Genomic DNA, 13,211 nt, shown 5'->3' with positions numbered 1-13,211 from the left:
GGGTAGCCTGCGCCCATGCCTGCCGGTCTGCCCGTCGTCGCCGAGATCGTCCGCTCCGGGTTCGTGGAGGGGCACCACTACGGCTCGATCGTCGCGCTGGCCGCGGACGGGTCGGTCGACTGGTCGGTGGGCGAGGTCGACGCACCGGTGCTGCCGCGCTCGAGCAACAAGCCTCTGCAGGCGCTGGCGATGGTGGAGCTGGGGCTCGACCTCCCCCCGGAGCTGCTGGCCCTGGGGTGTGCCTCCCACTCTGGCGAGCCGTTCCACGTCGAGGGCGTACGTCGCATCCTCACGTCGGCTGGCCTGGACGAGTCGGCCCTGCAGACGCCGGCGGACTACCCGCTCCAGGACGAGGTTCGCGAGGCGGTCATCCGCGCCGGCGGTGCCAGGTCCCCGATCCTCATGAACTGCTCGGGCAAGCACGCTGCGATGCTGGCGACCTGCGTGCTGCGAGGCTGGGACACCGCGACCTACCTGCAGGCCGACCACCCGCTCCAGCGCGCGATCCTGGAGACCTTCGAGCGCCTGACCGGGGAGCCGGTCGCCGCGGTCGCGGTCGACGGCTGCGGAGCGCCGCTGCTGTCGGCGTCGTTGATCGGGCTCGCCCGTGCGTTCGCCGTGCTGGCCACCGCGACCGACGGACCGGCGCACCGCGTGGCCCAGGCGATGCGCCAGCACCCGGAGAACGTCAGTGGCAGCACGCGCGACGAGCTCGTGCTGCACCGCGCGGTGCCGGGACTGATCGGCAAGGCCGGTGCGGAGTCCGTCTACGCCGTGGCGCTGCCCGACGGGCGGGCCTGGGCGCTCAAGACCGACGACGGGGCGGCGCGCGTGCGACCCGTCCTGATGGCCGCGGCGCTGCGCCGTTCGGGCGTCCTGGGCGAGGACGGCGTCGACGCCGAGGCGGTCGAGGCCACCGGGCGGCTCCCGCTGATGGGCGGCGGACGTCCCGTCGGCGTCATCCGTGCTGCCTTCTAGCTAGCGGCTCGGGCCGCGTGGGGATGGTCCTTGTGAGACCGCTCACCCACTGCGCGCTTGCATTGTGCTAACCGTTGTTAGCACCATGGGGTCATGGCCAAGGACAAGAACGGCGCGAGCGCCAAGACCGGCAAGGCGGTCGTCGACTCGCTCGGCTCGCTCAGTGACTCGCTGGGTGACTACCTGCGCGAGCACCGGCTCGCCGCACAGCTGTCCCTGCGGCAGCTGGCCGACCAGGTCGGGGTGAGCAACCCCTATCTCAGCCAGATCGAGCGAGGCCTGCGCCGGCCCTCGGCCGAGGTGCTCCAGCAGCTCGCCCGTGCCCTGCGCGTCTCCGCCGAGCAGCTCTACGTACGAGCCGGCATCGTCCACCCCGACCCCGGGCAGGCCGGCTCGGTCGAGCTCGCGATCCTCGCCGACAGCGGCCTCACCGAGCGGCAGAAGCACTCCCTGCTCGACGTGTACGCCTCGTTCCTGGCCCTCAACGACCACCCGCAACAGCCCCGGTAGCCCGGGGGAAGGAGAAGCACATGGCCACCGCCAAGTTCGACATCAGGACCGAAGCCCTCAAGCCCGTCCTGGCCACCGTCGGCGTCACCGACCTCGCGGTCGAGGCGGTCCGCGAGGCCGTCGCCGACGTCCAGAAGCGGGTCGCGGTCGTCCAGCGGACCGCCGCCGCGCGCGTCGCCGACGTGCAGCGGACCGCCACCCGCCGCGCCGTCGAGGCTCGCGTGGCCGAGCTGCAGGCCGAGGCCAGTGCCTACCCGGCCAAGGTCTCGACCCTCGTCGACGAGAACGTCGCCGCGGCCGCCGCCACGTACTCCGAGCTCGTCAAGCGCGGCGAGACCCTCGTCGGGCGCATCCGCCGCCAGGAGTCGACCGCCGCCACGGCGCAGGCCGCGGCGACCACGGCCACCCAGACGAGGAGCACCGCCACCCAGGCCGCCACGACGGCGGGAGCCGCCAAGAAGACCGCGGGGACGGCCAAGAAGACGGCCGCCACGACCGCGAGGGCCACGAAGAAGACGGCCGGCAAGACCGCCGGGGCCACCAAGAGGACCGCCGGATCGGCGAGGAAGACCGCGTCCAGCGCCCGCGAGACGGCCGCTGAGGCGACGAAGGCTGTCGCCGACGCCGCCGAGAAGGTCGGCGACTGAACCCGGCCGCGGGCCCCCGGCCGCACGGGCGGGGGTCCGCACAGCCGGTGGGCGTGCACGCGCCCCTTAGGCTGGGCTCGTGAACATCTACGCGTTCCAGAGCACCCTCATGCTGGTGGTGCTCGTGGTGCTGCTCGCCATCAAGGGGTTCGCGTTCGTCAACGCCCTGACGTACTCCGCCGAGGCCTATGACGCGGCCGGCAAGCTCACCAAGCCGGCCTGGTGCGCGATCACCGGACTCGGCTTCGTCGCGCAGCTGGTCCTGATCGGGTCTTCGCCGCTCGGGATCATCCACCTGGCCTTCACCATCGCCGCGCTCGTCTACATCGCCGACGTGCGCCCCGCCCTGGCGGAGGTCACCTCGCACCGTCGCTGAGCGCGGTGCTGAGCGCGGCGCTGAGCGACGCCGACCGCCACGACGTGCGGGCCGGCGTCAGCTCAGGTAGCGCTCGAGCGCGCTCATCGCGTCCTCGGGCTCGAAGCCGGTGGCGCGGATCTTCGCCAGCGACATCGCCGAGCCGAGCGGCCGAGGCGCGAAGGGCTTGCCCTGCGCCAGCACGCCCTCGGCGTACGCCTCCGTCGTGGTGGCGGTGACGTCCTTCGCGCTGCGCCCGGACCGCTCGAAGACGGCCTGGGCGATCTCGCGCCACGACATCGCGGGCCCGCCGTTGGAGACGTGGTAGGTGCCGAACGGGGCGCCGGACTCCAGCAGGTGGCGGGTCGCGCGGACCAGCTCCTCGGTGAAGGTCAGCCGGCCGACCTGGTCGTCGACCACGCTGGGGGAGACGCCCTTCGCGGCGAGGGACTGCATGGTGCGCACGAAGTTCGCGCCCTCGCCGATCACCCACGAGGTCCGCAGCAGGTAGTGGCGCGGTGCCAGGCCGACCGCGAGGTCCCCGGCCGCCTTGCTCTGCGCGTAGACGCCGAGCGGCGAGAGCGGCTCGTCCTCGGTGTGCCCGGGCTCGAGCGGCGCGGTGCCGTCGAAGACGTACTCGGAGGAGTAGTGGACGAGGGTGAAGCCGTGCTCGCGCGCCAGGGCCGCGAGGGTCGCCGGGCCGGTCGCGTTGGCCGCCCAGGCGGCCACGCGTCCCTCGGGGGTCTCGGCCGCGTCGACGGCGGTGTACGCCGCCGCGTTGAGGACGACGCCGTAGTCGTGCCACGGCCAGGCGCGCACCGCCGCGGCGTCGGTGAGGTCGAGCTCGGCGCGCGTGACCGCGTGGGCGTCGGGGAAGGCGGCTGCCAGTGCGAGGCCGAGCTGTCCGCCGCCGCCGAGGACGAGCGTCCTGCGGGGCGCGATCGCGGTGGCCGGGTCGAGCGCGGGGTTGTTCTGGTCCTTCTCGCTGATGATCGCCTGGTCGAGCGGGATCGGCCACGCGATGGCGACGGTGGGGTCGTCGAGGGCCAGTGCCGGGTAGGCGACGCCTGGGCGCCAGTGCGCGTTGACGAGGTAGGTGTAGGCGGTGGCGTCCTCGAGCACCTGGTAGCTGTTGCCGACACCGCGGGGCACGAAGACCGCGACCGAGGTGTCCATCTCGAGCGTGAACGTCGCGCCGAACGTCTCGCCCTCGCGCATGTCGACCCAGGCGCCGAAGATCCGGCCGGTCGCCAGCGAGATGAACTTGTCCCACGGCTCGGTGTGGATGCCGCGGGTCACGCCGCGCTCGGCGTTGAAGGAGACGTTGTTCTGCACCGGGCCGAAGTCGGGCAGCCCGATGGCGAGCATCTTCTCGCGCTGCCAGTTCTCCTTGAAGAACCCGCGGTCGTCGTCGCGGCGGTCGAGCCGGACGACCACGAGACCCGGGATGGGGGTGGTCTCGAGGGAGGGGAGGCTCACTGGCCCTTCTCCGCGTACTTCGCCTCGGTCGCGTCCTTGTGCGGGCGCCACCAGTCCTCGTGCTCCTGGTACCACCGGATGGTGTCGGCCAGCCCGGACTCGAAGTCCTCGAACTGCGGGCGCCAGCCGAGCTCCTGGCGCAGCTTGCCGGACTCGATGGCGTAGCGCAGGTCGTGGCCGGCGCGGTCGGTGACGTGGTCGAAGGCGTCCGCGGGCTGCCCCATCAGGGTGAGGATCAGCCGGACGACCTCGAGGTTGTTCTTCTCCCCGTCGGCGCCGATGAGGTACGTCTCGCCCACGCGGCCGCGCTCCAGGATGGCCAGGACGGCCGAGGAGTGGTCGTCGGCGTGGATCCAGTCGCGGACGTTCTCGCCGGAGCCGTAGAGCTTGGGCCGGATGCCGTCGATGACGTTGGTGATCTGGCGCGGGATGAACTTCTCGATGTGCTGCCAGGGGCCGTAGTTGTTCGAGCAGTTGGAGACCGTGGCGCGGACGCCGAAGCTGCGCACCCACGCGCGGACGAGGTGGTCCGAGCCGGCCTTGGACGCCGAGTAGGGAGACGACGGGTTGTAGGGCGTGTCCTCGGTGAAGCGCTTGGGGTCGTCGAGCTCGAGGTCGCCGTAGACCTCGTCGGTCGAGACGTGGTGGAGCCGCTTGTCGTGCCTGCGGACCGCCTCGAGGATCGTGTAGGTGCCCAGGATGTTGGTGCGGATGAACGGGCTCGGGTCGTTGAGCGAGTTGTCGTTGTGCGACTCCGCCGCGAAGTGCACCACCGCGTCGTGGGCCGCGACGAGCGGGTCGACGGCGTCCTCGTCGGCGATGTCGCCGACCACCAGCTGCACGCGGTCCTCCGGCAGCCCGGCGAGCGACTCGCGCGAGGCGGCGTAGGTCAGCTTGTCCAGCACGGTGACCCGCAGGTCGGTGTGGTTGACGACGTGGTGCACGAAGTTCGAGCCGATGAACCCCGCGCCCCCGGTCACGAGAAGGCGTTCCATGCCGGGGAGTCTAGGGTGCGGCGGCCGGTCCGGCCGAGCCGGTGATGCTGAGCCGGGGTTGGGTCACCAGGTCGGGATCGGCGTACGTCGTCACGCCGGGCCCGGTGCGCGTCCAGCCCTCGGGGAGGTCGGCGACGTCGTAGCCGCGCGGCCACCGCACAGTCACCGACAGCTCCTGCGGGTCGACCATCCCCTGCGGCGTCACGTCCAGGCGGTAGGTCAGCGTCCCGTCGCCGGGGGCGACCGCGGCGGCAGGGACGTCGTACTCCAGCACCGCCTCGCGGGTCGCCTCGGGCGGCAGCGTCATCCGCAGGAGCTTGTAGGGGCGGCCGTAGTAGTTGAAGACGTCGGTGCCCTGCGCCCGGCCGGCGGCACTGGCGCTCGCGATCTCGACGCCCTCGGGCAGGAAGACGCCGAGGGTCATGCCGTTCCAGCGCGTCACGCTGGTGCCCCCGCGCGGGTCGGCGAAGGCCTGGGCGTAGGGCGGGGAGTCGTTGTGCACCGAGATGGTGAGGCGGACCGTTGCCGACCCGTCCTCGCGGAGCCGGACGTCGCTGCGGACCGCGCGGCGCTGCCAGTAGTCGGCCTTGCTGCGGTTGGTGTTCTGGTTGAAGACCGCGACGTAGTCGTGCTCGGTGTGGGACAGCTCGCCGGCCAGCCCGATGTCGGAGACCGCCGCCTGCACGTCGGCGTCGCGCATCCACAGCGCGAAGTGGCGGGCGCGGGCGGAGTCGCGCAGCGAGGTGATCTTCTCGATGCCGCGGCCGGGGGAGAACAGGCGCTCGGCGAACACCGGCACGATCGCACGGTTGAGGTCGTGGCGTGCCTCGTTGTCGGGGAAGGCGTCGTAGTCACCCACGAGCTTCTGGGTGAACGTGTCCGCGTCGAGCCGGCCGTAGATCGGCGCCTCGACGGGCCCGGTGATGCGCAGCAGGTCGGCGAGCGCGACCACGTCGACGGCCACGAGGCCGTCGGCCTCCTGGCCGGTGCGGCGCGCCCAGCCCCGCAGGAGCTCCTCGCCGGAGACCGACCAGTCCGGGGCGTAGGTCGCCGTCGACAGGCGGAGCTTGCCGTCGTGGAACGGGTTGCCCTCGACCTTGGTCCAGCGGCCCACCCGGTAGAGGTCGGGGTCGGAGGTGTCGCGCGCCTCGCCCATGGTGAGCCGGCCGTCCGCGACCTTCATGGGCGCGACGGTGAGCGGCGCACCACCGGAGAAGCGCTGCTCGCTGGGGTTGAGCAGCGCCAGCAGGTACGTCCGGTCGCCCTCCACGCCGAGCAGCTCGGGCAGCACGGCGGTCAGCGAGGCGGCTCGGCGCGCTCCGCTCGCGAGCGGGGTGACCACGGTCGACGCCTCGTCGCGGGCCTCGGCCAGCCGGGTGCCGACACCCAGCGCCGAGTCGCTCACCGCGCCGAGCTCGAGCTGCGCCGCGTCGAGGTTCACGCTGGCGGTGTCGACCGCGTCGACGAGGCGGCCCAGCGTCGCGACGTCGACGGAGCGGTCGCCGAACAGCGTCGCCCGCTCCCCGTTGACCGCCGGCCAGGTCGCGACCGCGACCTCGGCGGCCGTGGTGAGGTGGTCGAGGGCGTTGCCGAGGTGGCGTACGTCGGCGACGGGCCGGCCCACGACCGGCACCAGGCTCCACAGGTCGCCGCCGATGCCCTGCATCGCGTCCTGCACCTGGTCGGCGTGGCGCCGCGCGCTCTCCACGCTGCTCTCCGCGCTCGCCACGTCGCCGGCGGCGAGGTAGGTGCGCGCCGCCTCGAGGTCGGTGCGGGCGCCCTCGGCGTGGCCGGGCGCCTTGAGGAACGGGATCGCCATCAGCGCCATCGCCGCCAGCAGCAGGAGCAGTCCGCCGGCCACCGTCGCCGGCCGGACCAGCCGCCGCCTGGACGTGCGGCGGGAGGACGGCATGGGCCCATGGTGCCAAACCGGTCGGCACGCCGTGCACGATCGGGCCTCTAGGGTGTGGCCCATGCGCGGAATCATCCTGGCCGGTGGCACCGGCTCCCGACTGCACCCGATCACCCAGGGCATCAGCAAGCAGCTGGTCCCGGTCTACGACAAGCCGATGATCTACTACCCGCTGTCCACGCTGATGCTCGCCGGCATCCGCGACGTGCTGATCATCACCACGCCGCACGAGGCGGACGGCTTCCACCGCCTGCTCGGCGACGGCTCCCAGTTCGGCATCAACCTCACGTTCGCGGTCCAGCCGAGCCCCGACGGCCTCGCGCAGGCGTTCATCATCGGCGCCGACCACATCGGCAGCGACCGGTCGGCGCTCGTGCTGGGCGACAACATCTTCTACGGCACCGGTCTCGGCACGACGCTGCTCCGCTTCGAGCAGCTCGACGGCGCGGCGGTGTTCGGCTACCACGTCGCCGACCCCACGGCGTACGGCGTCGTGGAGTTCGACGAGGCGGGCAAGGCGATCTCGCTGGAGGAGAAGCCCGCCGAGCCGAAGAGCCAGTTCGCCGTCCCGGGCCTCTACTTCTACGACAACGACGTGGTCGAGTACGCCGCCGAGCTGAAGCCGTCCGCGCGCGGCGAGCTGGAGATCACCGACCTCAACCGCCGCTACCTCGAGGAGGGGCGCCTCCACGTCGAGGTGCTGCCGCGCGGCACCGCCTGGCTCGACACGGGCACCTTCGACTCGCTCAACGACGCCTCGAACTTCGTGCGGACGATCGAGGGCCGGCAAGGCTTCAAGATCGGCGCGCCGGAGGAGGTCGCCTGGCGGATGGGCTTCCTGTCCGACGACGAGCTGGTCGCGCGCGCCGAGCCGCTGCGCAAGAGCGGCTACGGCGAGTACCTGATCGGGCTGCTGCAGCACGGCTGATCGCGGGGCGCTTGCGGGGAGCCCTGGCAGCGGATGGCGCCTGCAGCGATCCCCGGCGAGCCGGGGAAACCCGAGCCTCCACCCCGAAACTTCGGGGGCAAGGCTCCAGTTTGGCGGGTGAACCTCGGCCGGGAATGCCCCCGCACGCGGCCACCAGCGCCCGTACGCCGCCAGCGTCGGTACGCCGCTCAGCCGAGGTCGGCGGCGACCATCCGCGCGACCAACTCCTCGAAGTCGACCGTCGGCGCCCAGCCCAGCTCCGTACGGGCCCGGGTCGCGTCGCCGACGAGCTCGGTCGGGTCGGCCGGGCGGAAGTACGCCGCGTCCTGGCGCACCAGCGGCTCCCAGTCGGCGATCCCCACGGCCGCGAAGGCAGCCGCCACGAACTCGCGCACCGAGTGCGCGCGACCGGTCGCCACGACGTAGTCGGTCGGCTCGTCGGCCCGCGCCGCGCGCACCATCGCGTCGACGTAATCCGGCGCCCACCCCCAGTCGCGGCGCGCGTCGAGGTTGCCGAGGACCAGCTCGTCGGCCTCGCCGCGGGCGATGGCGGCGACGCCTGCGGTGATCTTGCGGGTCACGAAGCGCTCGGGCCGACGCGGGGACTCGTGGTTGTAGAGGATCGCGCTCGACACGTGCAGCCCGCGCTGCCGGAAGACCCGCGCGGACAGGTGCGCGAAGGCCTTCGCGGCGCCGTACGGGTTCACCGGCGCGACCGGCGTCGTCTCGTCCTGCGGCGCGGCGGCCGCCTCGCCGAAGATCTCCGCGCTGGAGGCCTGCACGAGCCGTACGCCGCCGACCTGCCGCGCCGTCTCCATGAGCGCGACCGCGGCCTGCCCGTTGACGTGGGCGGTGCGATCGGGCTCGTCCCACGACTGGGCGACCGAGCTGATCGCCGCGAGGTTGTAGATCTCGGCGGGCGCGATCTCGTGCACCAGCCGGCGGGTGCCGGCCACGTCGCCGAGGTCCCCCGCGTGCAGCACCACCTCATCGGGGCAGTGGGGCGGGTGCCCGTCGGCGTGGAGCACGAGGGCATGGACCTCGAGGCCCTCGCCGACCAGGCGCTCGGCGAGATAGCTGCCGTCCTGGCCGCCGATCCCGGTGATGAACGCGCGAGCGATCACCAGCCCGCCTTGACCGCCGCGATGTCGCTGTCCACCATCATCGCCACGAGCTCGGAGAACGAGACGGTCGGCGTCCAGCCCAGCTGCTCGCGGGCCTTGGACGCGTCACCGATGAGCAGCTCGACCTCGGCCGGCCGCATGAAGCGCGGGTCCTGGGTGACGTGCTTGCTCCAGTCGTCGATGCCGACGTGGGCGAAAGCGAGGTCCAGGAAGTCGCGGATCGAGTGCGTCTCCCCGGTCGCGATGACGTAGTCGTCGGCGTGGTCCTGCTGCAGCATCCGCCACATCGCCTCCACGTAGTCGCCGGCGAACCCCCAGTCGCGCTGCGCGTCGAGGTTGCCCAGCGCCATCGAGTCCTGCTGGCCGAGGTGGATGCGCGCCACCGCCTGGCTGATCTTGCGGGTCACGAACTCCGGGCCCCGACGCGGCGACTCGTGGTTGAACAGGATCCCGGAGGAGGCGTGCATGCCGTAGGACTCGCGGTAGTTGATCGTCATGTAGTGGCCGTAGACCTTGCTGACCCCGTACGGCGAGCGGGGCCACAGCAGCGTCTTCTCCGACTGGGGCACCTCCTGCACCTTGCCGAACATCTCCGAGCTCGAGGCCTGGTAGAAGCGGATGCCGGCCGGGTCGTCGCCGGCATGCAGGCGTACGGCCTCCAACATGTTGAGCACGCCCATCCCGGTCACGTCGCTGGTGACGAAGGCGTTCTCCCAGGAGTAGGCGACGAAGGAGATCGCGCCGAGGTTGTAGACCTCGTCGGGTTGCGAGTCGCGCATCGCACGCATCAGGCTGGACAGGTCGGTGAGGTCGCCGTTGTGCAGCCGCACGTCCGGGACGACCTTGGACACGAGGTCGCGCCGAGGGTTGTTCTGCCCGCGGATCAGCCCGTGGACGTCGTAGCCCTTCTCGAGCAGCAGCTCGGCGAGGTACAGGCCGTCCTGGCCGGTGATTCCGGTGATGAGCGCGCTCGGCATGGGCCCAGTCTGGCAGGGCGACCGGTCGTTAGGGTGGCTGCATGAAGATCCTCGTCAGCGGCGGGGCCGGCTACATCGGCTCGCACACCGTCGTCCAGCTCGTCGCCGCCGGCTACGACGTCGTCATCGTCGACAACTTCAGCAACGCGCACCCGACGGTGCTCGCGCGGATGGAGTCGCTGACCGGGACGAGCATCCCGCTGCACTCCTTCGACCTCACCGACCACGACAAGACCGAGCACCTCTTCGCGACCGAGGACTTCGACGGGGTCATCCACTTCGCCGGCCACAAGGCCGTGGGGGAGAGCGTCGAGAAGCCGCTCGACTACTACGAGAACAACCTGGGCTCGACGTTCTCCATCGTGCGCGCGATGCAGCGCTACGACGTCGACAAGCTCGTGTTCTCCTCCAGCGCGACGGTGTACGGCGAGGACCAGGCCGCGGCCACCGAGGACCGCCGGACCTACGCCACCAACCCCTACGGCTGGACCAAGGTCATGCAGGAGCAGATCCTGCGCGACGTCGCGGTCGCGGCTCCGCACATGCGCTTCGCCCTCCTGCGCTACTTCAACCCCGTCGGCGCCCACCCCTCGGGCACGATCGGCGAGGACCCGTCGGGGATCCCCAACAACCTCGTGCCGTACATCGCGCAGGTGGCCGTGGGCAAGCGCGAGAAGCTGATGATCTTCGGCGGCGACTACGACACCGTCGACGGCACCGGGGTGCGCGACTACATCCACGTCGAGGACCTGGCCGCCGGCCACATCGCCGCCCTCAAGGCGCTGGAGGAGACCGACGAGGCGGTGCACACCTGGAACCTCGGCTCCGGCAAGGGCACCAGCGTGCTCGAGATGCTGCGCGCCTTCGAGAAGGCGGTGGGGCGCGAGATCCCCTACGAGATCGTGGCCCGCCGTCCCGGTGACATCGCGACCAGCTATGCCGACCCGACCAAGGCCAACGCCGAGCTGGGGTGGAGCACGAAGAAGACCGTCGAGGAGATGGCCGCCGACACCTGGCGGTGGCAGTCGCAGAACCCCGAGGGGTTCGCGGGCTGACGCTCGCCGTCGTACGCGTCCTGACGCCGGGGTGCGGCGAGGTTCAGCGGACCTCCAGCTCCGCCAGGCCGCGCAGCACCACCCGCAGGTGGGCCACCTCGTGGGTCCGCAGCAGGTGCGTGCCGCCGAGCGCGGCGAAGACGCCGTAGAAGCCCTCGGCCTTGCGGAACTCGTCGCCGAACAGGTCGTAGGTGTGCGGGACCGCGTTGCACACCGGGACGCCGAGCGGGCGGAGCCGGAACGTCTGGGCGAGGACGCGGGCCTGGTGGCGTGCGCGCGCCGGGGGATCGACGAGGTTGGCGTAGTAGAAGCCCATGCCGGGGTCGACGACCACCTTGTCCACCCCCAGCGCACGGGCGTTGGCGATGCGCGGCGCGAAGTGGTCGAGCAGCACGGGGATGGGGTCGGCGTCCGGCGGGACGTCGGCGATCTCCCGCACGTTGGCCGTCTCGCCGAAGCACATCACGACCGCGGCGTCGTACTCGGCGGCCAGCGCCAGCATCTCGTCCTCGTGCTCGCGACCGGTCATGTTGAGGATCCGGGCGCCCGCGTCGAGGCACGCCCGCACGACGGCCGGCTCGTAGGTCTCCACGGAGACGACCGCCTCGCTCGCCAGTCCCTCGACCGCCGGCACGAGCGTCGCGACCTGGTCCTCGGCCGCGACCCGGGCCGCCCCCGCGTTGCTCGACTCGGCGCCGAGGTCGATGACCGACGCGCCCTGGGCCGCCTGGATGCGCCCCATGCGTACGGCGTCGGCGGGGCTGGTCGCCACGCTCTCGCGGTAGGTCGAGTCGCGCGAGAGGTTGATGCATCCCATCAGGGTCACCGGCCCGTCGCCGACGGCGACCGGCCCGCGGGGCCCGTCCACGACGACCGGCGCCACCGGGCTGGCCCAGGCGTCGCCGTGGTCGCTGTGCAGGGCGGCGAGGTCGGCGAGCGTGATCACGGTGCAACAGTAGGGGCGTGAGCGGACACCTCGAGCTGCAACGCCTGGCCGATCTCTCGGACGAGGAGCTGGCCGCGGCCTATGCCCCGCCGTCGGCGCCGTGGCTGCGCGTCAACTTCGTCAGCACCGTCGACGGCGCCGCGCAGGGGACGGACGGCGTGAGCAAGAGCATCAACAACGCCGCCGACAAGCGGGTCTTCGACATGCTGCGGGCGCGGGCCGACTGCCTGGTCGTCGGTGCCGGGACGCTGCGTGCGGAGGGGTACGACGTACCCGCGGTGCCGCTGGTCGTCGTCAGCCGCTCCGGCGAGGTCCCGCCGACCCTGGCGGGCGCCCCGCGCGGCCGGGTGCTGATGGCGACCGTGGCCTCCTCGGACGGCCTGGCGACCGCCCGGGATCGGCTGGGCGAGGAGAACGTCCTGGTCCTGGGCGACGACGCGATCGACCTCGTCGCGCTCACGCGGGAGCTCGCGGAGCGGGGGTGGGACGAGCAGCTGTGCGAGGGGGGACCGTCGCTCTTCGCCGACCTGCTGGCCGCCGGCGTCGTCGACGAGCTGTGCTGGACGGTCGTGCCCCGGCTGAGCGCCGGCGACGCCGTACGCATGGCCGCGGGCACCGCGGTGGACGTGGCCCTACGTCCCGCCCTGCTGCTGGAGCAGGACGGGACGCTGCTCGGCCGGTGGTTGGTGGAGCCGCGGCCCGCCGGGCAGCCGACGCTCGGCTAGGACCCGAGCGCGTCCAAGAGCGCGCGGGAGAATGCCGGGATGTCGTCGGGGTTGCGGCTGGTGATCAGGTTGCCGTCGACGACGACCTCCTCGTCGACCCACTCGCCGCCGCCGTTGCGCACGTCGGTCTGGAGGCTGGGCCAGCTGGTGAGGCGCTTGCCGCGCACCCGGTCGGCCTCGATGAGGGTCCACGGCGCGTGGCAGATGGCGGCGACCGGCTTGCCCGTGTCGAGGAAGTCGCGGACGAAGGCCACGGCCTCCTCGTCCATGCGCAGGGCGTCGGGGTTGGCGACGCCGCCGGGCAGGACGAGAGCGTCGTAGTCGGCGGTCGACACGTCGCTCACCCGCCGGTCCACGCGCTGGGTCGTGGACTTGTCGAGGTGCTGGAACAGCTGCACCTCGCCCTCGTCGAGCGACACGAGCTCCGCGGTGTGGCCGGCGTCGACAGCTGCCTGCCAGGGCTTGGTCAGCTCGACCTCCTCGACGCCTTCGGGTGCGGTCAGGAATGCGATTCGCTTCGACATGCGTCCCACGCTTGCTCGCCGACCCGGCCCGGACAACACACGGAGGGGTGAGCCGT

At 72.1% G+C, this 13,211-nt stretch carries 14 protein-coding genes; 7 read left to right on the top strand and 7 right to left on the bottom strand.

Features of this window, described 5'->3' with window-relative positions:
* Positions 1-15: 15 nt before the first annotated feature.
* From J3P41_RS06265 to J3P41_RS06250, 4 genes are all read left to right on the top strand, one after another.
* A complete protein-coding gene (locus J3P41_RS06265) occupies positions 16-978 on the top strand; it encodes an asparaginase (RefSeq protein ID WP_210649330.1) in 963 nt (320 codons plus the stop codon).
* A 93-nt stretch (positions 979-1,071) separates the two neighbouring features.
* Entirely contained in the window at positions 1,072-1,488 is a 417-nt protein-coding gene (locus tag J3P41_RS06260; protein WP_210649329.1) for a helix-turn-helix domain-containing protein, read from the top strand.
* A gap of 20 nt (positions 1,489-1,508) precedes the next feature.
* Positions 1,509-2,135 carry a hypothetical protein gene (locus J3P41_RS06255; protein ID WP_210649327.1) on the top strand — a complete coding sequence of 209 codons (627 nt, stop codon included), beginning with the start codon at positions 1,509-1,511 and terminating at the stop codon, positions 2,133-2,135.
* 79 nt (positions 2,136-2,214) lie between these two features.
* Positions 2,215-2,511, top strand: a complete 297-nt coding sequence (locus tag J3P41_RS06250; protein WP_210649325.1) for a DUF2516 family protein — start codon at positions 2,215-2,217, stop codon at positions 2,509-2,511.
* A 57-nt stretch (positions 2,512-2,568) separates the two neighbouring features.
* Here the strand turns inward: J3P41_RS06250 and J3P41_RS06245 are convergent, their stop codons facing one another.
* Genes J3P41_RS06245 through J3P41_RS06235 form a run of 3 tightly spaced genes read right to left on the bottom strand, consistent with a single transcriptional unit; the run spans position 2,569 to position 6,876 of the window.
* Entirely contained in the window at positions 2,569-3,969 is a 1,401-nt protein-coding gene (locus J3P41_RS06245; protein WP_210649323.1) for a bifunctional dTDP-4-dehydrorhamnose 3,5-epimerase family protein/NAD(P)-dependent oxidoreductase, read from the bottom strand.
* Complete coding sequence (gene rfbB, locus J3P41_RS06240) at positions 3,966-4,964, bottom strand: dTDP-glucose 4,6-dehydratase (protein ID WP_210649322.1); 999 nt, start codon at positions 4,962-4,964, stop codon at positions 3,966-3,968. Before rfbB ends, J3P41_RS06245 begins: the two co-directional genes overlap by 4 nt.
* Positions 4,965-4,974: 10 nt before the next feature.
* Positions 4,975-6,876, bottom strand: coding sequence for a DUF4012 domain-containing protein (locus J3P41_RS06235; RefSeq protein WP_210649321.1), 1,902 nt, complete (start codon positions 6,874-6,876; stop codon positions 4,975-4,977).
* A 61-nt stretch (positions 6,877-6,937) separates the two neighbouring features.
* Here J3P41_RS06235 and rfbA point away from each other — a divergent pair, with 61 nt between their 5' ends.
* Positions 6,938-7,804, top strand: coding sequence for a glucose-1-phosphate thymidylyltransferase RfbA (rfbA, locus tag J3P41_RS06230; RefSeq protein ID WP_210649320.1), 867 nt, complete (start codon positions 6,938-6,940; stop codon positions 7,802-7,804).
* A gap of 188 nt (positions 7,805-7,992) precedes the next feature.
* Here the strand turns inward: rfbA and J3P41_RS06225 are convergent, their stop codons facing one another.
* Together J3P41_RS06225 and gmd are read right to left on the bottom strand one after the other, a co-directional pair.
* Positions 7,993-8,928: a GDP-mannose 4,6-dehydratase gene (locus J3P41_RS06225; RefSeq protein WP_307861849.1), complete on the bottom strand. Its 936-nt coding sequence runs from the start codon at positions 8,926-8,928 to the stop codon at positions 7,993-7,995.
* On the bottom strand, positions 8,925-9,905 hold the full coding sequence (gene gmd / locus J3P41_RS06220; RefSeq protein ID WP_210649318.1) for a GDP-mannose 4,6-dehydratase: 981 nt from the start codon (positions 9,903-9,905) through the stop codon (positions 8,925-8,927). The genes J3P41_RS06225 and gmd overlap by 4 nt, the downstream gene beginning before the upstream one ends.
* A 41-nt stretch (positions 9,906-9,946) precedes the next feature.
* On the opposite strand from gmd, the gene galE reads away from it, so the two are divergent.
* Positions 9,947-10,960: a UDP-glucose 4-epimerase GalE gene (gene galE / locus J3P41_RS06215; protein WP_210649317.1), complete on the top strand. Its 1,014-nt coding sequence runs from the start codon at positions 9,947-9,949 to the stop codon at positions 10,958-10,960.
* A 43-nt stretch (positions 10,961-11,003) separates the two neighbouring features.
* Here galE and J3P41_RS06210 read toward each other — a convergent pair whose 3' ends face one another.
* Positions 11,004-11,906 (bottom strand): dihydropteroate synthase, encoded by a 903-nt coding sequence (locus J3P41_RS06210; RefSeq protein WP_210649316.1) that lies wholly within the window; start codon positions 11,904-11,906, stop codon positions 11,004-11,006.
* Between the two features lie 17 nt (positions 11,907-11,923).
* Between J3P41_RS06210 and J3P41_RS06205 the strand changes: the two genes are divergently transcribed.
* Positions 11,924-12,631: a dihydrofolate reductase family protein gene (locus J3P41_RS06205; protein WP_210649315.1), complete on the top strand. Its 708-nt coding sequence runs from the start codon at positions 11,924-11,926 to the stop codon at positions 12,629-12,631.
* On the opposite strand, the gene J3P41_RS06200 is transcribed toward J3P41_RS06205, so the two are convergent.
* Positions 12,628-13,155 (bottom strand): type 1 glutamine amidotransferase domain-containing protein, encoded by a 528-nt coding sequence (locus J3P41_RS06200; RefSeq protein ID WP_210649314.1) that lies wholly within the window; start codon positions 13,153-13,155, stop codon positions 12,628-12,630. The two genes, J3P41_RS06205 and J3P41_RS06200, sit on opposite strands and share 4 nt — an antisense overlap.
* Positions 13,156-13,211 lie beyond the last annotated feature (56 nt).

Origin of the sequence: Nocardioides sp. SYSU D00065, from assembly GCF_017916425.1 — a bacterium.
Taxonomy (GTDB): Bacteria; Actinomycetota; Actinomycetes; order Propionibacteriales; family Nocardioidaceae; genus Nocardioides.
The sequence above is the reverse complement of the archived record's forward strand: the minus strand, read 5'-3'. Positions and strand labels throughout refer to the sequence as shown.